A 24,459-nucleotide genomic window follows, 5' to 3' on the forward strand; every position below is an offset into this window, starting at 1 on the left:
CTAGGTAAGTCAACGAACTAGAGTGCGATTCCCGTCGCCAGCAGCATTCCGTAGAGGAAACCGACCACGGTGGTGCCCAGGAACAGCGGGCCCAGCGCGGCGCCAACGCGCAGCCGCATCCCGAGCACCAGCAGCAGCGCGGGAAGGGCCAGCAGGAGCGTGAGCAGCACCCAGGGCTGCTCGAACGCGATCAGCACGGAGATCAGCAGCGGCAGCGTCACCGCGGCTGAGTAGAACTGCCGCGCCCGGTAGTCGCCAACGCGCACGGCGAGCGTGCGCTTGCCCGCTGCGGCGTCAGTCTCAATATCCCTGATGTTGTTCACCAGCAGCATCGCCACCGCGTAGAGGCCAAGGGCAACCGACCCGAGCACCGCCCACCACGTCACGGTCCCCGCCTGGGTGTACATGGTGCCGAGCGTCGCGACCGGGCCAAAGAAGATGAAGACGCTCACCTCGCCCCAGCCCGCGTAGCCGTACGGCCGGCCGCTTCCCGTGTAGAACCACGCGGCCACGATCGCCACCAGCCCCACGGCCAGCAGCCACCAGTACCCGCTGAGCGCGACGAGCGCGAGCCCAAGCAGCGCCGCCACGCCAAAGCACCCGAACGCCGCGGCCTTCACGGCGGACGGCGTCGCCTTGCCCGTCGCCACCAGCCGGTCGGGGCCGATGCGGTCAACGTCCGTGCCGCGCACGCCGTCCGAGTAGTCGTTCGCGAAGTTCACGCCCACCTGCAGCGCCAGCCCCACCCCGAGAGCGAGCATCGCCAGCAGCCAGTCGGAGTCGCCGACCGCGTTCGCCGCCGCCGAGCCAACGAACACGGGGGTGATCGCCGTCCACAGGGTCCGCGGGCGCGCGCCGGCCACCCAGTCGTCAAGGGAAGTCGCCACCAGCTACTCCTCACCGCGCGCAAGCGCTCGCATCGCGCGTCGGTCAATCTTGCCACCCTCGGTGCGCGGCAGTTCGCCTACCCGCCTCACCTCGCGGGGGAGCTCGTGCGGCTCCAGTTGGGTTGCCAGCTCCCCTCGTACTGCCTCCAGTTCCGGCAGGCCCGACGGCGTGGTCACCCAGGCGACGACCCTCGTCCCCCACTCGGGGTCGGGGACGCCGGCGACCGCGGCCGCGTCGATGTAGGGGAGGGATTCGAGCGCGCGCTCGACGCGCGCGGGGTGCGCCTTGAGGCCGCCGGTGATGATGACGTCGTCCGCGCGACCTGCGATGGTCAGGCGTTCGCCGTCCCACTCGCCGACGTCCGGGGTGGTGAACCAGCGGCGGCCGTTCCGCTTCACGAAGGCGACGTTGTCACCGTCGGCGTAGCCCTCCGCGAGAGTCGCGCCGCCGATCCGCACAATGCCATCGCCGCTGGTATCGACCATGACGCCGTCGAGGGGGAACGCCGTCGTAGACGCACCCGCCGCACGTCTCCGTGGCGCCGTAGGTGGAGATCAGGTTCGCGTCCAGGCCCAGCGGCGGCAAGGGCGCGCCGCCCACGAGCACGGCGTCGAAGGATGCAAGCGCGGCGCGCCCCTCCGCCGATCTCGACAACCGCACCACCTGGGTGGGGACTAGCGACGTGAAGCGCCGCCCGGGTGGCATCGACGCGGCCGCGGCCGAGAACGCCTCCGCCGTGAACGGCCCGGTCGGCAGTTCGTGGAGCGTGGTGCCATCCAGGTGGGCCCGCGCAACGACTAGAGCCCCGCCGATCCGCTCCGCCGGAATCGCGAGAAGCCACGCGCCCGGCCCGCCCAAGCGCGAGGTGGTGGCGCGAGCGGAGGCGAGAACAGCGTCGGACCCTATGAGGACCTCGCGGGGGGCGCCGGTGGAGCCGGACGTGGCGACCGCAATCCCGGCCGCGTCACCGGAAAGAGCCGCCAGGAGCGCCCGCCGCGGATCGTCGACGAGGCGGGCGTGCTGCATGGGGCAAGCGTAGGCCGCGACGTAGACTGCGCGACATGATCAGGGTGAGGTCCTCAGGGCTGGTGGCACTTTCGGTGGCGTCCGCGCTTGCTCTCGCGGCGTGCGCGCCGGCCGACATCGTGCAGCCGAACACGACCGTCCAGGCGTCCGCGCCGCCGGTGGAGCGCCAGGCCGCGCCCACGCCGCCGCCGGACCCGAGGCCGGCCGTGACCTTCCCGCTTACGGGGCTCGACGCGACTCAGGCGTCGGAGACCGTGCTCAAGCAGCCGGCGATCTCCGTGAAGATCGAGAACACGGAGCAGGCCCGGCCGCAGACCAACCTCGAGTTCGCGGACGTCGTGTTCGAGGAGAACGTCGAGTACGGAATCAGCCGCCTGATCGCCGTCTACCAGAGCGATTACCCCAAGGAGGTGGGCCCCATCCGTTCCATGCGGCCCATGGACAAGAACATCATGGGGCAGTTCGGCGGGCCGCTCGTGTTCTCCGGCGCCCAGATGCGCTTCATCACGCAAGCGCGCAACTCTGGGACCACCCTGATCGCGCAAGACGTTGGCTCCTACGGGTTCTTCCGCACCACCGACAAGGCGCCGCCGCACAATCTGCACGGGTACCTCGCGGACTTCAAGAAGCAGTCGAAGGGCGCCGTGGCCCCCGCGACCCAGTGGGCGTTCGCGTACCCGGAGACGGGAGCGTCGGCCTCTCTCAACGGCAAGGAGATGTCGAAGGTCGACATCCTCTTCTCGCCGTTCTCGCACCCGCACTGGGACTGGGACGCGAAGACCTCGCTGTACAAGCGCTACGAAGGCAGCGTGGCGCACAAGACGGCGGCGGGCAAGCAGCTCACGGCGACGAACATCGTGCTGCTCTACGTCACCACCCGCATGACCGGTCACGTCCCGAACGGCAAGTCCGTGCCGGAGACGCTCGTCAACGGCAAGAAGGGCAAGGGCTTCGTCTTCACCGGAGGCAAGTACATCCCCATCACGTGGTCAAAAGCGAGCCAGTTCAAGCCGTTCGTGGTGCTGGATGGCAGTGGTGATGCCGTGGCGCTCGCTCCAGGGCAGTCGTGGTGGGAGCTGGTGCCGACCAACGGCGAGTTCACCACCAAGGTGACGATCAGCTAGGTCTGGTCGCGGGGTCGGGTCCCGACCGCACCTACCGCACCTGGAATGGGTCCTGAAGGTCGCGAAATCGCGATTTCGTGACCCTAGGAGCCCATTTGGGGCGGGATGGGGACGCGCTAGGGCCCGCCAAGCACCAGGCGGCACCCACCGGCCCGACGCCATGGCCCCGTCACGCGCAACGGTTCAGAACGCGTAGGGGAACTTGGTCCAGTCCGGGTCCCTGCGCTCGAGGAACGCGTCGCGTCCCTCTTGCGCCTCTTCGGTCATGTAGGCGAGCCGCGTCGCCTCGCCCGCGAACACCTGCTGGCCGGCCAACCCGTCGTCTGCCAGGTTGAACGCGAACTTCAGCATGCGGATCGCCTGCGGCGACTTGGTGGCGATGAGCCTCGCGTACTCGAGCGCCCGCGCCTCCAGTTCCGCGTGGGGAACGGCCTCGTTGACGGCGCCCCAGCGCTCGGCGTCCTCGGCGGAGTACTCGCGCGCCAGGAAGAAGATCTCGCGGGCGCGCTTGTCGCCCACCTGGCGCGCCAGCAGCGCGGACCCATAGCCCGCATCGAAGGACCCGACGTTGGCGTCGGTCTGCTTGAACCGCGCGTGCTCCCGGCTCGCCAGGGAAAGGTCCGCGACCACGTGCAGCGAGTGCCCGCCGCCGGCGGCCCAGCCGTTGACCGCCGCGATGGTCACCTTGGGCGAGGTGCGCATCAGGCGCTGCACCTCGAGGATGTGGAGGCGCCCGCCGTGCGCGGGGGCGTCGGCTGCGGTCCCGTCATACAGATACCCGTCCCGGCCCCGTATCCGCTGGTCGCCTCCAGAGCAGAAGGCGTGGACGCCGTCGGCCGCCGGGCCGTTGCCGGTGATGATGACCGCGGCAACATCAACCGTCTGGCGCGCGTGGTCGAGCGCGCGGTACAGCTCGTCCACGGTCTGCGGCCGGAAGGCGTTGCGCACCTCGGGCCGGTTGAACGCGATGCGCACGGCGGGCAGGTCGCTCTCGCCATCCCCGGATCGGGCGACCCAGCGGTGATATGTGATGTCGCCGTCGGGAAATCCCTCGATCGAGCGCCACTGCGAGGCGTCCATGAGGTCGCTGACTTGGGCCGGAACGGAACTCATGTGGCGAGCCTAGTGCGCGTACCAACCCCAAACCCGGCCAGTGCCGTTCAATAGGCGAAGGAGGGGCGATGGCTGCCTGGCAGGCGATTGCGGACGAGCTGATGGAGCGGCGCTACGGCGCGCTCGTCGGCTACGCTTCGCTGCTCACGCGCAACCGGCACGACGCCGAGGAGCTGGTGCAGGACGCGCTCATTGCGACGTTCACCCGGCGCGCCCGCTTCGAGAGCGTGACCGCCGCCGAAAGCTATGTGCGGCGGGCGATCGCGTCTCGCTTCGTTGACGCCTCGCGTTCCCGGGCCCGACGCTTGCGCAGGGAACGCGCCGCCGCTCCCCTTGAGGCCGTGCTTGGGCCTGACGCCACGGTTCAGCCGGATCCCGCCCTCGCCGCCGCGCTGGCTCAGTTGGCGCCCCGGGTGAGGGCGTGCGTGGTGTTGCGGTACCTCGCGGACCAGTCGGTTGTCGAGATCGCGACGGCGCTCGGGATAGCGGAGGGCACCGTGAAGCGGAACGTGTACGACGGCGTTCGAGCGCTCGCGGCCGCACTGGGCACGGAGGATTCCGCTGACGACTTCGCGGATGTAGTGGTGAAGGAGGTAGCGCCATGACCGAGCTTCGCGAACGGATGCTGAGCGCCGAGCGATCGGTAACAGCGGCGCAGGACCTGGCGGGCGCGAAGGAACGGGTGTTCCGGGCGGTGCGCAGGCGCCGGGCCACGCGGTCCGCAGGCGTGACCGTGGCGGCCCTGGTGGTCGTAGGTGGCGCGGCGGTGGTCGCAGCGTCGTTCCTCGACACGGTTCGTCCCACCCCGCCCGCGGAGCACCCGACGGTGCAAGCGACCGTGGTCGATGCGTCGGACATGTCCACGTACGACGTGGGTGAGATGCCCGCTGCTCCAGTGCCGAGGCGCGCGTGGGACGAGGTCGACAACCGATGGGCGATGGCCGTGTGGGCGCCGGTCAACGCGGCGTGGAAGAACTCCTTCGCGCTCGACTACCCGCTGCTGCTGACCGCGCCAGACGGCCGCTCGTGGACCGCGGCGACCGTCAAGGGCACCGTCGCGCCGCAGATCTTGGCGTGGGACCCAGTCACCCGGAAGGCGCTGGTCATCTCGGGAGCGACATCCACTCCAACAGATGCGAACCTCGGGGCGGTGTCGCTCGACGATGGTCAGGACGTCTTCACGTCCGAGTGTCTCGACGGCGCGCCGCCTCCAAACGCGGAGCGCTGGGCGACACCTGTAGATCGCGGGTTCGCGGTGCACAACGGGTGCGGCGAGGAGTTCTTCACGGAGGACGGCAGCGTCCGACGGAACCTCACCGAAGCTGAACAGGTTGCTCTGTGGGATGCGAAGTATCCGTTCTCCGGCATCGCCGAGGTGCAGTGGAGTGACCACGACGCCCAGGTTGGAAACACCGCCCTTGGGATTGACCCGTCCAGCTGCGTCATCTTGGTGCGTCCCCGCCAGCACCAGGTCGGTTCCGGTTGCAACGTGGGCGACGGCTTCAACCTCGACGATGGAACCAACCCGGTGTGGCTCACTTCTTTGCCCGGCGTTGCGGGCCAGCCGAGCATCACCAAGCTCTGCGGAGCGGGAACGGCATTTGGCACGCTATCCGACGGCTCGGTTGGCGTTGGCGTGGTCCAGGACCCCTACGTGTTGCCGCTGGTGCTCAACGGGGCGCCGGCCACGGCCTGCCGCGACAGGCTCTATACCTGGTATCTCGCGGGCGGCAACCTGTACTTCTCCGTCAATATGGATCAGGCGACCCGGGTTATCGCCATCAACTCCATTCCAGAGGACGTCCCTGAAGGCGCCGGCGTCGTCGACGTCGCCCCTGCTCCCTCCCCGAACTCGTTGGGCTGAGCCTCGCGCGCCGCGTAGTTTAGGGGCATGGACTTCCGCCCCTTCCGCGTCGACCTCACCACGCGGTTCCGGGGGTCACCGAACGCTCCGGCGTGCTCCTCCACACCAAGGGGCCCGACGGCGTTGACCACTGGGGGGAATACTCGCCTTTCGCGGACTACACCCCGCGAAGGGCCTCCCGCTGGTGGGCGGCCGCTATGGAGGCGGCACGGGGCGAGTGGCCCGATCCCGTCCGTGACGAGGTTCCGGTCAACGTGATCATTCCCGAGGTGCCGGCGGCCCAGGCCGCGGAGATGACGATCGCCTCCGGGTGCCGCACCGCGAAGGTCAAGGTGGGCGGCTACGGGTCGACGCTCCAGGACGCCGCGCGGGTGGAGGCCGTCGCGGGGGCGCTCGGTCCCGGCGGGAAGGTGCGGGTCGACGCCAACGGCGCGTGGGACGTCGACGACGCCGTGCGCGCCCTCACCGAGCTTGAGCTCGCCGTGCGCCGGGGCGGAATCGAGGGCCTCGAATACGCGGAGCAGCCCTGCGCCACGGTGGCCGATCTTGCGGCGCTGAGGCGCCGCGTGGACACGCCCATCGCCGCCGACGAGTCCGTGCGGCTTCCCGGCGACGCCGACGCGGTCGTGGCCGCCGATGCGGCGGACATCATCGTGCTCAAGGTCGCGCCGCTCGGCGGGGTGCGCGCGTGCCTCGAGATCGCGGAGAGGGCCGGGCTGCCGGTTGTCGTCTCGAGTGCGCTCGAGTCCTCCGTGGGATTGGCCGCAGGAATAGCCCTTGCGCGAGCGCTCCCGGAGCTTCCCTACGCGTGCGGGCTCGGAACCGGGCTTCTGCTTGCGACGGACACGGTCACCAAGACGTTGGTTCCTAGAGATGGCGTGCTCCGCGCCAGGGAACTCGAGGTGATCGTGTGACCACTCCCGCCGCGTCCTTCGCGCGCGAGTTGATCGCCGCGCTCGCGGTCCACGGCGTCGAGGACTTCGTCTTGTGCCCAGGCTCCCGGAGTGGACCGGTGGCGCACGCGCTCGTCCAGGCGGCGTCGGGCAGCGAGGGCGCACCCAAGGTGAGTCTGCACGTGCGGATCGACGAGCGATCGGCATCGTTCCTGGCACTTGGCATCGCGAGGGGTCTCGCGGCCGTAGGAACCCCGCGGCCGGTGGCCGTGGTGACCACGTCCGGCACGGCCGTGGGCAACCTCATGCCCGCGGTGATGGAGGCGCATCACGGCGGCGTGCCGCTCATCCTCATCACGGCGGACCGGCCGCGCGAGCTGCGCGGCGTCGGCGCGAATCAGACCACGGACCAGGTGGGGATCTTCGGCACGTTCGTGCGCTGGTCCGCGGACATCGCCGCCCCCGCCGACTCCGAGCCCGAGGGGCGGGCCACCCGCCTCGCCGCGCGGGCCGCGGCAACCGCGACCGGCGACGCGTCGAGCGACGAGGCGCGCGCCGCCCCAGGGCCGGTGCATCTCAACGTCGAGTTCCGCGAGCCCCTGGGACCCGACGGCGGAGCCTGGCCCGAGACCGCGCGCGTGGAGCCCGTGTTCTCCGGGCCCATCTACGTTGGCCACCCGGCGGACGTGCTCGGCGAGCCGCTGCCCGCAGTGGCGCGCGGAGTGGTGGTCGCGGGCGACGGGGCTGGTGACGCCGCGCGGATCGTGGCCGAGGCGCACGGCTGGCCGCTGCTCGCGGAGCCAACCTCGGGAGCGCGCGCGGGCGCGTCGTGCGTTGCGGGCTACGTGCACGCATTGGGCACGCCGGAGGGGCGCGAACTCGCCGCCGAGACGGAACTCGTGGTGGTGATCGGTCGCCCCACCCTGACGCGTGGGGTGCAGGCGCTGATCGCGGAAGCGCCCAAGCTCTACGTGGCCGCGCACGGCGCGCGCTGGCGCGAGGCGCCGCTCCACGCGACTCAGGTGCTGCCGCGCGTGCCGCGCGCCTGGCTCGACCGCCCGGACGCAACCCCAGACTCGGCGTGGCTCGACGCGTGGCTGGAGGTGGCGTCGGACATACCGGTGACCGAAGGCTGGAACGCGAAGGCGGTCGCGGAGACGTGGCTCGCGGCGCTCGACGCGGAGAGCCTCGCCGTGGTGGGCTCGTCGGGGCCCATTCGCGCGATCGACCGCGTCGCTCCCGCGTGGCCGGTTGGCCGCGCGCCGCAGCTGCTCGCAAACAGGGGGCTGTCGGGGATCGACGGCACGGTCTCGACCGCGGTGGGCGTGGCACTGGGCTCGCGACGGCCCGTGGAGGCCCTCATGGGGGATGTGACGTTCCTGCACGACGTTGGTGGGCTGCTCGTTGGCCCGCTCGAGGCGCGGCCAGACGTGCGCATCGTGGTCGTCAATGACGGCGGAGGGACCATCTTCGGGGGCCTCGAGCACTCCGCGGCGCCGGCCGAGCACATGGAGCGGGTGTTTCTCACGCCGCACGGCGTGGCCCTGGGCCCGCTGTGCGCGGCGTATGGCGCGGGGTACTCGCTCGTGACGTCCGTTGCCGAGTTGGGGCTTGCCTTGAGACGGGCGCCGCGCGGGGTCGAGGTGGTGGAGGCGGTGCTGGCCTAGCGCTGGCACAACGTTTTCGCGTGTCGCGGTCGTTGGTCGTCAAAGGTGAGGGGAGTGGGTGTGGCGACGTGGCCAGCGGTGCTCGACGAGCTGATCCGGACGCGCCGCGGCGCGCTCGTGGGTTTCGCGGCGCTGCTCACCGGCGACCTCACTAGCGCCGAAGACGTGGTGCACGACGCGATCGTCAAGTCGTTCTCGCGCGGCCGCGGCTTCGCGCACGTCAACCAGGCGGACGCCTATGTGCGCCGCGCAATAGTCTCCGTCTTCATTGACCGGACGCGACGCGAACAGCGGTTTCGCGACGCGGCGCCGGCTCTCGTTGGCAGGCCCGACGCTGTGGTTACGTCCGAGGGGAACGTCGACTTGGATCGCGCGCTCGCTTCCTTGAGCCCGCAGCTGAGGGTGGTCATTGTGCTGCGCTTCTATGACGACCTCACCGTGCCGCAGATCTCCTCGGCAATGGGCGTGGCGGAGGGGACAGTCAAGAGGTATCTGCACGATGCGCAGGCGATCCTCGCGACGTCATACGGCGAGGACTTCGAGGGAGTGGCGGACGAGGTCTCCGTGGTGACGCCGACGGGAAGGAGGGCGCGGTGAGCCTTCAGACTGAACTGCGCGGGCGGGCAATGGGCTACGCGGCCGAGTGGGAGGGGGCGCGCCCTCCGTCGGATGGGGTGCGCGAGTTGCAGAGCCAGGTCACGCGGAGGCGACGTGTGCGCTCAGCCGTGGGGGCCGTCGGCGCTATTGCGTGCGTGGCGATTGTCCTCGCTGTGGTGTACGCGGCGATCGGGCGCGAGGCAGAGCCCGCTACGAGCACGAGCGGCCCCGCGCTCTTGGCACCGCTGGCGAACCTCGGCCCAGACGATGTGGTGCTCACGGTCCAGGATCAGGAGCCGGCCAACATCGCCGGCCTGGGGCCACGGGGCGTGTACGTCGTGAGTGCGCAAGGGGACGTGGTGGTGAAGCTCTCCGAGGCCCTGGTGCGGTCGGCGCTCGGCGCCACGGTCGAGGCTTGGCCCGATGTGGAGCTCCTGGCCGTCGACACAGAGCAGGATCTCGCGGTGTTCCGCCTCTCGCACCCAACTGCGTACGTGGTCCCGCACGTCGCCGTTGTGGACTTAAGGACCGGGGCGACGGTGGAGCTGGACCCGTGCGAATCCACCGTTGAGCGACTCAATGTAACGCCGTGGTGCCTCGAGCCGGCCACCGGGCCCGCACTGCTCGTTGATCCGGTCACCGGGGAAACGGTCACGCTCGACAAATACACGGAGTGCGTGGCGGCGGGTGAGCGATTTGGCGCCGCCGTGGTGGCGGTGTGCAGTGCGAACGTCGCTGACCGCTACCTCGTCACGTGGAACCCGGCAACGGGCGCCAGGGCTGCGCAAGCCTTGGGACTGGGTCAGCTTGTCGCCCCGTGGATCGTGGACGGCAAGCTGTACCTGAACTCGTCCACCACGGAGGGCGGTCAGATCCTTGTCGATGCAGGCGGGGCCACGGTCGAGATAGGCGGCGGCCCGGCCGGTGGTGTTGCGCAGGTTGGCGACCAACTGTTGGTGTACACGGGCTCCGATCCGTGGGGCGCCGCCTCGTCCTATGGGCACGCGCTGGGGCTCTGGTCGCCGGCGACGGGCGAGTTCACGGCCATCAAGGGCGTCCAGCTCGGCGCCGGGACGACTGTCTCCGCGGTCACGATCCTTGGCCAGGACTCTCCGTAGCGTGTAGCGAGGTTAGCTGAGGCCGAGCGCCCGGCGCATGGGTTCGAGCTTGGCCTCGGACTCGGCCCACTCGTCTGCGGGGTCGGAGGCCGCCACGATGCCGCACCCGGCAAACAGGCGAAGCGAGCGGGGGTCGGAAGGCGAGATCTCCGCCGACCTGAGCCCGATGCACCACTCGCCGTCCCCGGCCGCGTCGATCCAACCGACCGGGCCCGCGTAGCGGCCGCGATCAAGTCCCTCGAGCTCGTCGATCACCCGGGCGGCTGCCAGCGTGGGCGTGCCGCACACCGCGGCGGACGGGTGCAGCTCGCGCACCAGTTCCAGCGCGGACACGTTGTGCGAGAGCACGCCCGTCACGTCCGTAGCGAGGTGCATGACGTTGGGGAGGTGCAGCACGGACGGCTCGTCCGGAACGTTGACGGACCCGCAGTGCTCTGCCAGCACCTGGGTCACGGAGCGCACCGCGTACTCGTGCTCCTCGCGATCCTTCGACGACCGGGCAAGCGCTCCCGCGCGTGCAAGATCGCCCATGTCGTCGCCGGTCATGCGAATGGTCCCGGCGAGCACGCGTGAGGCGACCAGCCCGTGGTCCACGCGGACCAGCAGTTCGGGAGTGGCGCCAACGAGGCCGTCCACGTGGAACGCCCAGCACGTCGGGTACTCGGCGGCCAGGGGAGCGAGCAGCGTGCGCACGTCAACGGGGCGAGACGATCGCGCCCCCACCGCCCGCGCGAGCACCACCTTCTCGAGCTCCCCCTGCTGAATCCGTGCCACGGCCGCGCTCACCGAAGCGCGCCAGGCCCCCTCGTCCCCGGCGTCAACCGTTACCTCGCCAAGGGGCGCGGGCTGCGCATACATGACCCGAGCGTCGGCCAGGCTTGGGAGTTCCTCCGCCGAATCCTCGCTGATGACCGTGAACCAATGCGCCCCCTCGTGGGTGCCGACGACGAACCGTGGCACCACGAGCGCCCCGCCGGCCGGCGAGTCGTCTGCGAACGAGAACGAGCCGAACGCGAGCAGCCCAGTGCCGCGGGCGCGCACCTCGTCGCGGATCGCGGCGTGCCGCACGAGGCGACGCCACCATGCGGCCGCGTCATCTAGGCGCGCGGGCCCGGAAACGTCGATGCGCGCGATCTCCCCCCACGCGACCATCCCCTCGTCGCGGCGCACCCAGGAGATTCCGGCCTCGGGAAGCACCTCGAGCAGCGGCCCGGGGTCATCGATCGCGATGGTGCGCACCGTGAGTGGGCCGGGGGTGGGCGCGTGGACGGTCACCGGGCTAGCGTACGGCGAGCCGGTGCAGGTGATCGTTCGCGAACCTTCCCTTGGGGTCGCGCTCGGCGAAGACTGCGCGCGCGTCCGCGAGCCGCGGGTATGCCGCCGCGATGCGCCCGGCATCGAAGGCGTGCCACTTGCCCCAGTGCGGCCGCGGCGCGAACGGCTCGAGCGCGCGCTCGATGTCAGGCAGCACCTCCGCCACCGGGCCCGGCAGATTGCGCCACGTGAAGTGGATCGCGAGCGTGTCCCGTCCGTAGGCGCCGCTGAGCCACAGCCCGTCGGCCGCGACGGTGCGCAGCTCGGTGATCATGAGCAGCGGGTCAATGCGCGAGGCGAGGGCGCGCACCGCCGTCAGGGCCTCGGCCGCGTCCTCGCGCGCCACGAAGTACTCGGTCTGGATCTCGTCGCCGTTGCTTGGCGTCCCGTCGAGGCGGAAGTGGGGCAGGCGGTGCAGCCACGGGCCCGGCGTCCCCTGCTCGGTGAGATCGTTGGGGTCGCCACCCACGAGCTGGGTTGGCACGTCCAGTCGTGCGCCGCCCATCCAGCCCGACGCCGGGGCCGGGTCCCGCTCGACCCGCCGCTTCACCCATACCTGCTCGAGCGTCGGCTCTCCCCACCGGGTGAAGACGGAGACTGAGTACGCGGCGGCGAGGATGGTGTCCGGCTCGTCGAGCAGCGCGGACCACGAAATGCCGGTGTGAACGTCCTGTTGCACCTCGTAGGTGGGCTGGATGGCGAGGGTGATCCGCGTGATGATCCCGAACGCGCCGAGCCCCACGGCGAGGGCGTGGAGGTCGAGTTCGCCGCGGTGAACGGACACGATGGATCCGCTCGCGTCGAGGTACTCGAGCCCCACCACAGCCGTGGACAGGTTGCCGTTGCCCACCCCCGACCCGTGCGTTCCCGTCTGAGTTGCACCCGCAACGGAGATGTGGGGGAGCGAACCCAAGTTGTGCAGGGCCCAGCCGCGCTCCTCAAGCCACTCCGCGAGCACCCCGTAGCGCGTGCCGGCGCTCACGGTGACGGTGTGCGCGGCCTCGTCGAGCTCGGGGTCCGGCGGCACCTCGACGAGCGTCACGAGCGTCCCGGCCGTGTCCGCTAGGTCGTGGAAGGAGTGCCTGGTCCCGAGAGCGCGGATGGGGCCTGTGGTGCCCGCGACCACGTCGGCCACCTCATCGAGCGAGCGAGCGACCACGAGGCGCGCCGCGCCGAAGGTGTGGGTTCCCGCCCAGGTGGCGCCAGCGTCGGGCATGGCACGAGCCTAGGCGGGAGCGTGGGTGAAGGGTGCGATGATCGGCGCGCGCGCCGTGCGGTGCTCGGGCTCGAGCATGTGCGCCGCGAAGAACTCGGTGAGCTCCGAACGCGCATTGAGAGGAAGCACCCCGGCCACGTACATGTCGGGGCGCACCACGACGATCGCGCCCTCTCGGCTGATGCTCCGATCCCGGTGGATGTCGCGCCCATGGCCGCTCGCGAAGATCTGGTTGTTGTCCCTGAGACCGAACGGCACCTTGACCGGCCTGAAGGCCGCAGGGACGTCGGAGGGGTCCAAATCGGTGTATTCCTGCTGGTAGATGACCTTGGTGTCGAACACGGCATCATCGTCGCCATCGCCAGGGGTGAAGCGGACGCGCGGCGAGGCGGGATCGTTGGCCCACCACTCGGCGAAGTCCGCGACGGGCGTCCCGGACACCGCAGGCGCCGAGGAGTCGGCGGACACGTAGACGCGCCAGCGGCCGTCGGCCTCGTGAAAGTGACCGAGGTGCTGCCAGCGGTTGTCCGCTCGCTGGATGACCTCGGCCGACTTGAACCGCTTGCCAACGGGGTAGTCGGTCGCGAGGTCCTGGTGCTCGGCGCCGAGGGTGATCTGCGAGGTCGAGTATTGCGTCATGAAGCCCGCGGGGAACTCCATCGTGGCCACGTAGTAGCGCTCGAGCTCCCCCGGGTCCTCCCAGGAGTCAACCGGGCGGGCGAGCATCTCCGCCCACTCCTTGTCGAAGTCGATGAGGTTCTGGGCGATCACCTTGCGCTCGGCCGCATAGGTCGCGAGGAGCGATTCCGGGGCTCGCCTCTCGAGGACCGCAGCGAGCTTCCAACCGAGGTTGAACCCGTCCTGAATTGACACGTTCATTCCCTGGCCGGCCTTCGCGGAGTGCGTATGGCATGCGTCGCCCATGATGAAGGCGTGAGGCGCGCGCACGCCCGCGAGTTCCGGGGGAACGTCGTCGAAGCCGTCGGCGATCCGGTGTGCAACCTCGTAGACCGACCACCAGGTGACCGCCCGCACATCGAGCGTGTAGGGCGAGAGGATGCGATTGGCCCGGTCGATCATCGCCTCGATGGGAGTCGCCCGCACGGCCCCGCCGTCCTGCTCGTCCACCTCGCCCAGGTCCACGTACATGCGAGACAGATTGCCGCCCTCGCGCGGGATCAGCAGGATGTTGCCCGCGTCGCGGGACTGGATGGAGCACTTGACCTGGAAGTCGGGGAAGTCCGTGTTCGCCATGACGTCCATGACGCCCCACGCGTGCAGGGAGGCCTCTCCGTGCAGGCTGTGACCGAGCGCGGTGCGCACGGCGCTGCGGGCGCCATCTCCGCCAACGAGGTACTTGGCGCGAACCGTGCGCTCCTCGCCTTCGCGGGGGCCCGCGGTGTACCGGACTCGCGCGGTGACCGCGAACTCGGCGTCAGGGTCGATGGTGCAATCGACGAACTCGATGCCGTAGTCCGGCACGATTCGCCCGGGCGCTCGCTCGGCATCCCTCAGGAAGTAGTCGAGGATCCGCGACTGATTGACGTAGATGTGGGGAAACTCGCTCAGGCCCGTGGCGTCGTCCGGCGCGCGGGACACCCTGACGATCTTCGAAGGGTCCTCCGGTGAGGGCTTCCACCAGCACATCTCGACGTTGCGGTACGCCTCTTCGATCACCTCGTTCGCGAAGCCGAACGCCTGAAAGGTCTCGACCGAGCGCGCCTGAATGCCGTCGGCCTGGCCCACCTCGAGCCTGCCCGCGCGTCGCTCGATCGCCCGAGCGTTGATAGACGGGAAGCGCGAGAGTTGGGCGGTCACCACGGTCGCGGCCGCCCCGTGCCCACGATGAGCACGTCCATCTCGTCGGGCAGCTCTCGCGGACGGTCAATGCCGTACCCCTTGGCGGGCCGGATCCGAGGGTCACCTGACTCGTAGCCGCGGAAGTGAATCTGCATCGTTGAATCTCCCCGCTCGGCGCCGATGCCGAGGTAGTATTGTCTCTATAGTTGAGACAAAAGTGCAACTATCGAACAAGAATAGGCGAAAGCACCAACTACCGCAAGGAGACCTCGATGGCGACCGAACGCGTGGAAACCGGCTCCCAGACCCTGGCGCGCGGCCTGAGCGCGCTCGCCATGATCGGCGAGTCCGAGCGTCCCCTGACGGTGGGAGAACTCGCCGAGCGCCTCGGCGTGCACCGGTCCATGGCGTACCGCCTCGTCAAGACGCTCGAGTCCCACGGCTTCGTGGAGCGTCTCGCGTCCGGAGACCTGACCATCGGGGCACGACTCGTCGCGGTGGCGCGCGGCGCCTCTCGCGACCTGCAGTCGGCAGCCTCGCCGGAACTCGGCGCCGTCGCCGACGACCTGGACATGACCGCGTTCCTCGTCACCTTCGACGGAGAGGCCGCGGTCACGCTGACGAGCGCCGAGCCGCGCCGTGCGGATTCGACCGTGGCGCAGCGCCCTGGCAGCCGCCACAGCATCGACGCCGGTGCACCGGGCCGGGTCATCCGCTCGCAGCTGGACCCCGCGCAGTTTCCGCCCGCCCGCTTCGAGCACAGCCACGACGAGGTGTTCGCCGGGCTGTCGTCGGTCGCCGTGCCCCTGCGGTTGCCCGGCGGGCGCCCGGCAGCGGTCGCGGTCGTCTACCTCAGAAGACCGATCGACAAGGAGGCCGTGGCCGATCGGCTCGCCGCCGCGGCCGCCCGCATAGCCGCGGCGGTGCACTGAGCGGGGAGATCCCTCCTCCGGGGCGAACCTAGGCGCGCGCCCCGCGTACAAGGTCCCGGTCGAGCGCGATTACCCTGGATGGCGTGAAGACCGAGGCCGATGTCATCGTCGTCGGCGCGGGTCCAGGAGGCGCCTCCGCCGCGCGCTACCTCGCGACCGAGGGCTTCGACGTCATCGCCCTCGAGAAGTCCCGCTTCCCCCGCGAGAAGGTCTGCGGCGACGGCCTCACCCCCGCGCGGTGCGCGAGCTCCAGCTGATCGGCCTGCCGACCCCGCGCGAGGAGGGCTGGATCCCCAACCGCGGCCTGCGCATGATCGGCGGCGGCCACCGCCTCGAGTTCCCATGGCACGAGCTCGAGTCCTTCCCGGACTACGGCCTGAGCCTCCCGCGAGCGGCCTTCGATCACCGCCTCGCCGAGCACGCCCGCGCCGCAGGGGCCGACGTTCGGGAGGCCTGGCACGTCGACGCACCCCTGCGCGAGGTCGGCAGGGTGGTGGGGGTCACCGCTCGCGAGGTGGACGACGCCGGGCGCAAGTCGGGCGAGTCCGTTGAGTTTCGCGCCCCCTGGTGATCGCGGCCGACGGGGTCAGCGCGCGGATGGCGCTCGGCTTGGGGATCGAGCGCAAGAAGAATCGCCCCATGGGCGTCGCCGTGCGGACCTACTTTCAGACCGCTCGTCACGACGAGGAGTGGATGGAGGGGCACCTCACCATCCGCGACCGTTCCCAGGGCAAGGACAAGCTGCTGCCCGGATATGGGTGGATTTTCCCCCTTGGCGACGGCACCGCGAATGTGGGCTTGGGCACACTCAGCGCCAAAGGCACGCCCTCGAAGCTGGACCACAGGGCGATGCTCAGGGAGTGGCTTGCCACGTCCGCAGAGGACTGGGAGTTCGGCGAGCAGGTGGGCGAGGTCAAGGGCGCCGCGATCCCCATGGCCTTCAACCGCCAGCCCCACTACATGCCAGGCATGATGCTCATCGGCGACTCCGGCGGCATGGTCAACCCGTTCAACGGCGAGGGAATCGCGTACGCGATGCAGGCCGCCCGCCGGGCCACGGAGGCGGCGGTCGGAGCGCGCGAGGCGACCACAGCGTCGGGCCGCGAGGCGGCACTTCAGGGCTACGCCCGAATGATGAAGGACGACCTCGGCGGCTACTACTCGCTTGGCCGCGTGTTCGCCTCTCTCGTTGAACACCCGAGCGTCATGGAGGCATGCACCCGGTACGGGCTTCCGCGTCCGCTCATCATGGATTTTGTCTCTAGACTGCTGGCAGACGTTTATGAGCCCCGCGGTGGGTCATGGTCAGACCGGATGCTGGCCCTGATGACGAAGATCGCCCCGGCGGCTTAAAGGCGCGCCACTTGTGAAGAAGGAAGGCCTGGCATGAATCCCTACGTGCCGATCATCGTGATGATGGTGGTCGCCGGACTCCTTGCCGTAGGCGCGCTCGCGGCATCCCGGTTCCTCGGCCCGCACCGCGACAACGCCGCGAAGCTCGACCGCTACGAGTCAGGACTGCAGCCGACTCCTGGCGCCACCGGGGGCGGCCGCATGCCGATCAAGTACTACCTCGTCGCGATGACGTTCATCGTGTTCGACGTCGAGGTGGTGTTCCTGTATCCGTGGGCCGTCTCGCACGCGGCACTTGGCTGGTTCGGCCTCTTCGCGATCATGACATTCGTGGTGCTCATCACGATCCCCTTCGTGTACGAGTGGCGCCGCGGCGGATTTGAGTGGGAGTGAACCATGGGCATTGAGGAATCCGCACCGCCGTTCATGCTCGGCACGGTCGAGGGGCTGCTCGGCTGGGCGCGCTCAGGCTCGCTGTGGCCCGCGACCTTCGGCCTCGCGTGCTGCGCGATCGAGATGATGAGCACCGGCACACCGCGCTTCGACATCGCGCGCATCGGCATGGAGGTCTTCCGCGGCTCCCCGCGCCAGGCGGACCTGATGATCGTCGCCGGCCGCGTCTCCAACAAGATGGCGCCCATCGTGCGCCAGGTCTACGACCAGATGCCGGAGCCCAAGTGGGTGCTCGCCATGGGCGTGTGCGCCTCGTCCGGCGGAATGTTCAACAACTACGCCATCGTGCCTGGTGTTGACCACATTGTGCCGGTCGACATCTACCTTCCCGGCTGCCCGCCGCGCCCCGAGATGCTGCTCAACGCGCTGCTCGAGCTGCACACGCAGATCCAGAACACTCCCCTGGGCGCCAACCGCCGCGAGATCGCTGCCGCCGCCGAGGCCGCCGCGCTCAAGGCGACGCCCACCTCCGACATGATGGGGCTGCTCAGGTGAGTGACGCGACCGAGGTGACCCCAGCGTCGGACCAGCAGGCGCCCGACGGTATGGCCGACGGCCGCGAGCCGCTGACCCTCATCAATGTGCGCACCGGCATGTTCGGCGCTCGCGGCGACACCTCCGGATACGACGGCCTCGTTCGCCGCATCGAGATGCCCGGCGCGACCGACCGTCCCTACGGCGAGTGGTTCGACGGCGTCGTCGACATCCTCGAGGAGCTGCTTGGCGATCGCGCGAGCGAGGCCATCGAGTACGTGGTCGTCGACCGCGGGGAGCTCACGCTCTACATCGCGCGCGAGCACCTTCCAGAGGTGGCGCGCCACCTGCGCGACGACCAGGACCTCCGCTTCGAGATGTGCCTTGGCGTCTCCGGCGTTCACTACCCGGCGGAGACGGGCCGCGAGCTCCACGCCGTATATCCGATGCAGTCGATCACCCACAACCGCCGCCTGCGGCTCGAGGTGGCGGTGGCGGACGAGGACCCGCACATCCCGTCCATCGTCGACATCTACCCGATGAACAACTGGCACGAGCGCGAGACGTGGGACTTCTTCGGAATCATCTTCGACGGCCACCCTTCGCTCGCGCGCATCGAGATGCCGGACGACTGGATCGGCCACCCGCAGCGCAAGGACTACCCGCTTGGCGGCATCCCCGTGGAGTACAAGGGCGCCTCCATCCCCTCTCCTGACGAGCGGAGGCAGTACCGATGACCGCGCAGTCAAAGAATGCGGAGCAGGCCTATCACGCGATGGGCGCGTTCACCGACGACCCCGAGGCCGCCGAGTACTCCGCGTACGGCTCCGACTGGAGCGACATCGCCGACGAGGCCGCTCGCCTCGCGCAGCAGCGCATCGTCGTCAACATGGGACCGCAGCACCCCTCAACGCACGGCGTGCTCCGGGTCATGCTCGAGATCGAGGGCGAGACCGTCACCGAGACTCGCGCCGGCATCGGCTACCTGCACACCGGCATCGAGAAGAACATGGAGTTCCGCACCTGGACCCAGGGCGTGACTTTCTGCACGCGCATGGACTACGTCGCGTCCATGTTCCAGGAGGTCGTGTATTGCCTCGGCGTCGAGAAGCTGCTTGGCATCACGGACGACGTCCCCGAGCGCGCCAACGTGCTGCGCGTGCTCATGATGGAGCTCACCCGCATCGGCTCCCACCTGGTCGCCGTTGGCACGGGCGGCAACGAGATGGGCGCCACCACGGTCATGACCGAGGCCTTCGTTGCCCGCGAGGACACCTTCCGCATCATCGAGATGGTCACGGGGCTGCGCACCAACAACGGCTACATCCGACCAGGGGGCGTTGCCCAAGACTCGCCCGTCGGCACGGTGGAGTACATCCGCGAGCTCATCCCGCGGATGCGCAAGCAGCTCGACAGCCTCGTTGACCTGCAGCTGCAGAACCCGATCTTCAAACTGCGCCTCAAGGACGTCGCCAACCTCAACCTCGCGGGCGCGATGGCGCTCGGCGTGACCGGGCCCATCCTGCGCTCGGCCGGCCTCCCGTACGACGTGCGCAAGGCCGACCCGTACTGCGGCTACGAGACCTACGACTTCCAGGTGCCCACCAGCACCGATGGCGACGCCTACAGCCGCGTGGTGCTTCGCCTCGAGGAGTGCTACGAGTCGCTAAAGATCGTGGCGCAGTGCGCCGACCGGCTCGAGCAGCTCGAGGGCCAGCCCGTGATGGTCGCGGACAAGAAGATCGCGTGGCCCGCTCAGCTCGCCATCGGCCCGGATGGTCAGGGCAACTCGCTCGAGCACATCCGCCACATCATGGGTGAGTCCATGGAGGCGCTGATCCACCACTTCAAGCTGGTGACCGAAGGCTTCCAGGTTCCCGCGGGCCAGGTGTACACGGCGATCGAGGGCCCCAAGGGCCTGCTCGGGTGCCACCTGGTCTCCGATGGCGGCACCAAGCCGTGGCGCGCGCACTTCCGCGACCCCGGCTTCAACAACCTGCAGTCGCTCGGCATCCTCACAGAGGGTGGTCAGATCGCGGACGTGGTGGTTGCCATCGCAACTATCGACATGGTGCTTGGAGGTGTGGACCGATGACGTACGACGGGCCGACGCTCGAACAGCTCACGGCGGACGCGCAGGAGATCATCGCGCGCTACCCGGTGCCGCGCTCCGCGCTGCTGCCGCTGCTGCACCTGGTGCAGTCCGTGGACGGCTTCGTGAGCCCGGACGGCATCGCATTCTGCGCGGAGCTGCTCGACCTGAGCGCGGCCGAGGTCAGCGCCGTCGCCACGTTCTACACGCAGTACAAGCGCCGCCCGAACGGCGAGTACCAGGTGGGAGTCTGCACGAACACGCTATGCGCGATCATGGGCGGCGACCGCATCTGGGACGAGCTCAGCGGTCACTGCGGGGGTCGGCAACGGCGAGACCACCGCCGACGGTTCCATCACGCTCGAGCGCATCGAGTGCAACGCGGCCTGCGACTACGCGCCCGTGATGATGGTCAACTGGGAGTTCTTCGACAACCAGACCCCCGAGTCCGCGAAGCAGGTCGTCGACGACCTGCGTGCGGGCAAGGACGTCACCCCCACGCGCGGCCCCAACAAGGTGCAGACCTTCAAGCAGGTGGAGCGCGTGCTCGCCGGCTTCGAGGATGGCCTCGCCAACGAGGACCAGGGCGCCGGCGGCCCGACGCTGGCCGGGCTTGAGGCCGCGAAGGCGGCCGGGTGGAAGGCACCGAAGGGGGCAAAGGCATGACCGACCTCGCCCCGGTGCTCAGCGCCATCTGGGACCAGGACAAGTCCTGGTCCATCGACACGTACTCGAAGGCCGGCGGCTACAAGGCGCTCAAGAAGGCACTCAAGCAGCCCCCTGCCGACCTCATTCAGGCGATCAAGGACTCTGGCCTTCGCGGGCGCGGCGGCGCTGGCTTCCCCACGGGAATGAAGTGGGGCTTCCTGCCCCCGGACGACGGCAAGCCGCGCTACCTCGTGGTCAACGCCGACGAGTCGGAGCCGGGTACGTGCAAGGACATCCCCACGATGCTCGCCAACCCGCACTCGCTCGTGGAGGGCGTGATCATCACGTCCTTCGCCATCGGCTGCAACCACGCCTTCATCTACGTTCGCGGCGAGGTGGTGCACGTCTACCGTCGCCTGCTGCAGGCGGTGCGCGAGGCGTATGAGGCGGGCCACCTTGGCAAGAACATCCACGGCACAGAATTTGATCTGGACGTGACGGTGCATGCGGGCGCCGGCGCCTACATCTGCGGCGAAGAGACCGCGCTGCTCGACTCGCTCGAGGGCCGCCGCGGCCAGCCGCGGCTCAAGCCCCCGTTCCCCGCCGTCGCGGGCCTGTACGCGCGCCCCACCGTCGTCAACAACGTCGAGAGCATCGCGTCGGTGCCGGCCATCATCGACAACGGCGTCGACTGGTTCACCGGCATGGGCACCGAGCGCTCCAAGGGCATGGGCTTCTTCTCGCTCTCGGGTCACGTGCAGAAGCCCGGCCAGTACGAGGCGCCGCTCGGCATCACCCTGCGGGAGCTCCTCGAACAGGCGGGGAGGCATCCGGGAGGGCCACGAGCTCAAGTTCTGGACGCCTGGTGGCTCCTCCACGCCGATCTTCACCCAAGAGCACCTCGACACGCCGCTCGACTACGAGAGCGTCGGCGCCGCGGGCTCGATGCTAGGGACCCGCGCCCTCCAGCTGTTCGACGACACCACGTGCGTCGTGCGCGCGGTGATGCGCTGGACGGAGTTCTACAAGCACGAGTCGTGCGGCAAGTGCACCCCGTGCCGCGAAGGCACGTACTGGCTTGCGCTCATCCTCAAGCGAATCGAGCGCGGCGAGGGGACCATGGCGGACATCCAGCAGCTGCTCGACACGTGCGACTCGATCCTCGGCCGCGCGTTCTGCGCGCTCGGCGACGGGGCGACGAGCTCCATCACGAGTTCCGTCAAGCTGTTCCGCGAGGAGTACGAGGCTCACGTCACCGGCGGCGGCTGCCCGTTCGACCACGCCGCTTCGGCCCTGTTCGAGTACACCGAGCCCGCCAAGGACGCCGAGGAGGTGCCGGCATGACGACCACTGCGGACAAGGCCGCCGCGAGCTCGCAGGCCGTCGAGACCGTCACCCTGACGATTGACGGCACCGAGGTCACCGTCCCCAAGGGCACCCTGATCATCAGGGCCGCGGAGCAGATGGGCATCGACATCCCGCGCTTCTGCGACCACCCGTCGCTCGAGCCGGTGGGCGCGTGCCGCCAGTGCCTCGTCGACGTCGCGAGCCCCGGCCCGGACGGCAGCCTGCGCGCGTTCCCCAAGCCCCAGCCGTCGTGCACGATGACGGTCACCGAGGGCATGGTGGTCAACACGCAGCACACCTCCGCGGAGGCCGACCGCGCCCAGAAGGGCGTGATGGAGCTGCTGCTCATCAACCACCCGCTCGACTGCCCCGTATGTGACAAGGGAGGCGAGTGCCCGCTGCAGAACCAGGCGATGAGCAACGGCCGCCCGGAGTCCCGCTTCGTCGACGTCAAGCGCGTCTTCGAGAAGCCTCTCGCCCTCAGCAGCGAGATCCTGCTCGACCGCGAGCGCTGCATCCTGTGCCAGCGCTGCACCCGTTTCTCCAAGGAGATCGCCGGAGACGCCTTCATCGACCTGCAGAACCGTGGAGCGATGCAGCAGATCGGCACCTTCGACGAGGACGTGCTCGACTTCGACGGCTACCGCCCCATCGGCGTCGCGGCCGAGGACGAGTCTGGCAAGGCCTTCTCCTCGTACTACTCGGGCAACACGGTGCAGATCTGCCCCGTCGGCGCCCTCACGAGCGCGGCGTACCGCTTCCGCTCGCGCCCCTTCGACCTGATCTCGAGCCCGGGAATCTCCGAGCACGATTCCTCCGGCAGCGCGATCCGCACCGACCACCGCCGCGGCCACATCCTGCGTCGCCTCGCCCACGAGGACCCCGTGGTCAACGAGGACTGGATCACGGACAAGGATCGCTTCGCGTTCACGTGGCAGAACCTCGACGACCGGATCACCCGCCCCTTGGTGAGGGTTGACGGCGAGCTCGTCGAGGCCTCGTGGCCCGACGCTGTTGCGGCGGCGGCTGCCGGCATCAGAGCGTCGCTTGCTGTCGATGGGAAGAGCGGCAAGAAGCCAAAGGGCGCGGCAGTCCTGCCCGGTGGTCGCGTCACCTTCGAGGACGCCTACGCGTACCAGAAGTTCGCCCGCGTCGTGCTGGGCACCAACGACGTCGACGCGCGCACGCGCGTCGCGAGCGACGAGGAGCTCGCGTTCCTCGGCCACCACGTTGCCGGCCGCGGGCTTGGAGTCACGTTCGGCGAGCTCGAGAAGGCTCCCGCCGTTCTGCTCGTCGGCTTCGAGCCCGAGGACGAGGGCGGCGTCGTGTTCTTGCGCCTCAAGAAGGCCGCCCACAAGGTGTTCGCGGTCGCGCCGTGGCTCAGCCGCGGCAACGAGAAGCTCGGCGCCACGCTCATCCCCACGCGCCCCGGAGACGAGGGCGCCGCTCTGGGCGACCTCCCCGCCGACGCCGTGGCCGCGCTTGGCGAGGCCGGCTCCGTGATCATTGTTGGAGAGCGCGCGGCCGGAGCGCCCGGAGCCCTCACCGCGGCACTCGCGCTCGCCAAGAAGTCGGGCGCCAAGCTTGCGTGGATCCCGCGTCGCGCGGGCGAGCGCGGCGCCGTCGAGGCCGGCGCGCTGCCCACGCTCCTTCCCGGCGGGCGTGACGTCACGAAGGCCGCGGCCCGCTCGGCGGTGGCGAAGGCATGGGGCGTCGACGACCTTCCCGCGCACGCCGGCCGCAGCGCGGCCGACATCATCGCCGCGGCGGCGAAGGGACAGCTCGGCGCGCTCGTCATCGGCGGCGTGACCCCCTCGGACCTCACCTCGGACCTCACAAAGGCCCTGGAAAAGACCGAGTTCGTAATCAGCCTCGAGGTTCGCCGCGGCGAAGTCTCTGAGTACGCGGACGTCGTGCTGCCGGTCGCGCCGCCCTCGGAGAAGCCCGGCACCTTCCTCAACTGGGAGGGCCGCTTGCGCTCCTTCGCCACGGCCATCCCCACGGATGCGCTCAGCGACCACCGCGTTCTCGACGTGCTGGCCCGCGAGCTCGGCGTCAACCTGGGCACCGGCACCGTCAGCGAGATCTCGGCGGAGATCAGCGGGCTCGGGATCGACGACTCCGCCCGCGTGGCGGCACCAAAGGTCAAGGCGAGCCCGGCACCGAAGGCGGCAGCAGCGTCGGGCGGGCTTGTGCTCGCGACGTGGCACCAGCTGGTGGACGAGGGTTCGCTGCAGGACGGCGAGCCCTTCCTCGCGGGCACGGGCCGCACCTCCGTGGCGCGGATGTCCGCCGCGACGGCTGCCGAGTTTGGCGCCGAGACCGCGGTATCGCTCAAGGGCGCCGCGCGCGCGAGCATCAACCTCCCGGTCGTGATCACCGAAATGCCCGACGGCGTTGTCTGGGTGCCCGCGAAGTCGCCTTCGTCGTGGGTTGCCAGGGATCTTGGGGTCGAGGCCGGTTCCGAGATCACCGCGAAGGGGGTGTCCGCGTGAAGCTGCTGACGTCCCTCATGATGGCGGCGACGCCGTCCCCCGCGC

The 24,459-nt window shown here is 69.7% G+C and carries 19 protein-coding genes and 4 pseudogenes; 16 read left to right on the forward strand and 7 right to left on the reverse strand.

Annotated features, from left to right (window positions below):
* Window positions 1–17: 17 nt before the first annotated feature.
* The 3 genes from NVV57_06935 to NVV57_06945 are packed head-to-tail and all read right to left on the reverse strand — an operon-like array spanning window position 18 to window position 1,914.
* The gene (locus tag NVV57_06935) at window positions 18–887 is read right to left on the reverse strand and encodes a 1,4-dihydroxy-2-naphthoate polyprenyltransferase (protein MCR6712434.1); all 870 of its coding nucleotides are present in this window, start codon (window positions 885–887) and stop codon (window positions 18–20) included.
* A gap of 3 nt (window positions 888–890) precedes the next feature.
* Window positions 891–1,373, reverse strand: a complete 483-nt coding sequence (locus tag NVV57_06940; protein ID MCR6712435.1) for a hypothetical protein — start codon at window positions 1,371–1,373, stop codon at window positions 891–893.
* Window positions 1,300–1,914 carry an AMP-binding protein gene (locus tag NVV57_06945; GenBank protein MCR6712436.1) on the reverse strand — a complete coding sequence of 205 codons (615 nt, stop codon included), beginning with the start codon at window positions 1,912–1,914 and terminating at the stop codon, window positions 1,300–1,302. Before NVV57_06945 ends, NVV57_06940 begins: the two co-directional genes overlap by 74 nt.
* Before the next feature lie 35 nt (window positions 1,915–1,949).
* On the opposite strand from NVV57_06945, the gene NVV57_06950 reads away from it, so the two are divergent.
* Window positions 1,950–3,038: a DUF3048 domain-containing protein gene (locus tag NVV57_06950; GenBank protein MCR6712437.1), complete on the forward strand. Its 1,089-nt coding sequence runs from the start codon at window positions 1,950–1,952 to the stop codon at window positions 3,036–3,038.
* 183 nt (window positions 3,039–3,221) lie between these two features.
* On the opposite strand, the gene NVV57_06955 is transcribed toward NVV57_06950, so the two are convergent.
* Window positions 3,222–4,151, reverse strand: coding sequence for a 1,4-dihydroxy-2-naphthoyl-CoA synthase (locus NVV57_06955; protein ID MCR6712438.1), 930 nt, complete (start codon window positions 4,149–4,151; stop codon window positions 3,222–3,224).
* A gap of 68 nt (window positions 4,152–4,219) precedes the next feature.
* Between NVV57_06955 and NVV57_06960 the strand changes: the two genes are divergently transcribed.
* The 6 genes from NVV57_06960 (at window position 4,220) to NVV57_06985 (ending at window position 10,290) form a co-directional block, all read left to right on the forward strand.
* Window positions 4,220–4,756 carry a sigma-70 family RNA polymerase sigma factor gene (locus tag NVV57_06960; GenBank protein ID MCR6712439.1) on the forward strand — a complete coding sequence of 179 codons (537 nt, stop codon included), beginning with the start codon at window positions 4,220–4,222 and terminating at the stop codon, window positions 4,754–4,756.
* Window positions 4,753–6,015, forward strand: a complete 1,263-nt coding sequence (locus tag NVV57_06965; protein ID MCR6712440.1) for a hypothetical protein — start codon at window positions 4,753–4,755, stop codon at window positions 6,013–6,015. Before NVV57_06960 ends, NVV57_06965 begins: the two co-directional genes overlap by 4 nt.
* A 92-nt stretch (window positions 6,016–6,107) precedes the next feature.
* On the forward strand, window positions 6,108–6,929 hold the full coding sequence (locus tag NVV57_06970; GenBank protein MCR6712441.1) for an o-succinylbenzoate synthase: 822 nt from the start codon (window positions 6,108–6,110) through the stop codon (window positions 6,927–6,929).
* Window positions 6,926–8,575 (forward strand): 2-succinyl-5-enolpyruvyl-6-hydroxy-3-cyclohexene-1-carboxylic-acid synthase, encoded by a 1,650-nt coding sequence (menD, locus tag NVV57_06975; protein ID MCR6712442.1) that lies wholly within the window; start codon window positions 6,926–6,928, stop codon window positions 8,573–8,575. Before NVV57_06970 ends, menD begins: the two co-directional genes overlap by 4 nt.
* 60 nt (window positions 8,576–8,635) lie before the next feature.
* Window positions 8,636–9,172, forward strand: a complete 537-nt coding sequence (locus NVV57_06980; protein ID MCR6712443.1) for a sigma-70 family RNA polymerase sigma factor — start codon at window positions 8,636–8,638, stop codon at window positions 9,170–9,172.
* On the forward strand, window positions 9,169–10,290 hold the full coding sequence (locus NVV57_06985; GenBank protein ID MCR6712444.1) for a hypothetical protein: 1,122 nt from the start codon (window positions 9,169–9,171) through the stop codon (window positions 10,288–10,290). The genes NVV57_06980 and NVV57_06985 overlap by 4 nt, the downstream gene beginning before the upstream one ends.
* A 12-nt stretch (window positions 10,291–10,302) precedes the next feature.
* Here the strand turns inward: NVV57_06985 and NVV57_06990 are convergent, their stop codons facing one another.
* From NVV57_06990 to NVV57_07000, 3 genes and pseudogenes are all read right to left on the reverse strand, one after another.
* Window positions 10,303–11,565, reverse strand: a complete 1,263-nt coding sequence (locus NVV57_06990) for an isochorismate synthase (GenBank protein ID MCR6712445.1) — start codon at window positions 11,563–11,565, stop codon at window positions 10,303–10,305.
* A 4-nt stretch (window positions 11,566–11,569) separates the two neighbouring features.
* Entirely contained in the window at window positions 11,570–12,820 is a 1,251-nt protein-coding gene (locus tag NVV57_06995) for an FAD-binding protein (GenBank protein ID MCR6712446.1), read from the reverse strand.
* 9 nt (window positions 12,821–12,829) lie between these two features.
* Window positions 12,830–14,775, reverse strand: a pseudogene (locus tag NVV57_07000) (FAD-dependent monooxygenase).
* A 117-nt stretch (window positions 14,776–14,892) separates the two neighbouring features.
* Between NVV57_07000 and NVV57_07005 the strand changes: the two are divergent.
* The 9 genes and pseudogenes from NVV57_07005 to NVV57_07045 all read left to right on the forward strand — a co-directional run bounded on the left by NVV57_07005 (window position 14,893) and on the right by NVV57_07045 (window position 24,414).
* Window positions 14,893–15,552 carry a helix-turn-helix domain-containing protein gene (locus NVV57_07005; protein MCR6712447.1) on the forward strand — a complete coding sequence of 220 codons (660 nt, stop codon included), beginning with the start codon at window positions 14,893–14,895 and terminating at the stop codon, window positions 15,550–15,552.
* Window positions 15,553–15,626: 74 nt separating this feature from the next.
* Window positions 15,627–16,905, forward strand: a pseudogene (locus tag NVV57_07010) (geranylgeranyl reductase family protein).
* Window positions 16,906–16,938: 33 nt separating this feature from the next.
* Window positions 16,939–17,298, forward strand: coding sequence for an NADH-quinone oxidoreductase subunit A (locus tag NVV57_07015; GenBank protein MCR6712448.1), 360 nt, complete (start codon window positions 16,939–16,941; stop codon window positions 17,296–17,298).
* 3 nt (window positions 17,299–17,301) lie between these two features.
* The gene (locus tag NVV57_07020) at window positions 17,302–17,853 is read left to right on the forward strand and encodes an NADH-quinone oxidoreductase subunit B (protein MCR6712449.1); all 552 of its coding nucleotides are present in this window, start codon (window positions 17,302–17,304) and stop codon (window positions 17,851–17,853) included.
* Between the two features lie 50 nt (window positions 17,854–17,903).
* Window positions 17,904–18,569: an NADH-quinone oxidoreductase subunit C gene (locus NVV57_07025; GenBank protein MCR6712450.1), complete on the forward strand. Its 666-nt coding sequence runs from the start codon at window positions 17,904–17,906 to the stop codon at window positions 18,567–18,569.
* A 38-nt stretch (window positions 18,570–18,607) separates the two neighbouring features.
* On the forward strand, window positions 18,608–19,927 hold the full coding sequence (locus tag NVV57_07030) for an NADH-quinone oxidoreductase subunit D (GenBank protein ID MCR6712451.1): 1,320 nt from the start codon (window positions 18,608–18,610) through the stop codon (window positions 19,925–19,927).
* A pseudogene (nuoE, locus tag NVV57_07035) lies at window positions 19,924–20,590 on the forward strand (NADH-quinone oxidoreductase subunit NuoE). Before NVV57_07030 ends, nuoE begins: the two are co-directional and overlap by 4 nt.
* Window positions 20,587–21,916, forward strand: a pseudogene (nuoF, locus tag NVV57_07040) (NADH-quinone oxidoreductase subunit NuoF). Before nuoE ends, nuoF begins: the two co-directional pseudogenes overlap by 4 nt.
* Window positions 21,913–24,414: an NADH-quinone oxidoreductase subunit G gene (locus NVV57_07045; GenBank protein MCR6712452.1), complete on the forward strand. Its 2,502-nt coding sequence runs from the start codon at window positions 21,913–21,915 to the stop codon at window positions 24,412–24,414. Before nuoF ends, NVV57_07045 begins: the two are co-directional and overlap by 4 nt.
* The last annotated feature ends 45 nt before the right edge of the window (window positions 24,415–24,459 follow it).

The organism is Demequina sp. (assembly GCA_024707205.1).
In the GTDB taxonomy this organism is placed as follows: Bacteria; Actinomycetota; Actinomycetes; order Actinomycetales; family Demequinaceae; genus Demequina.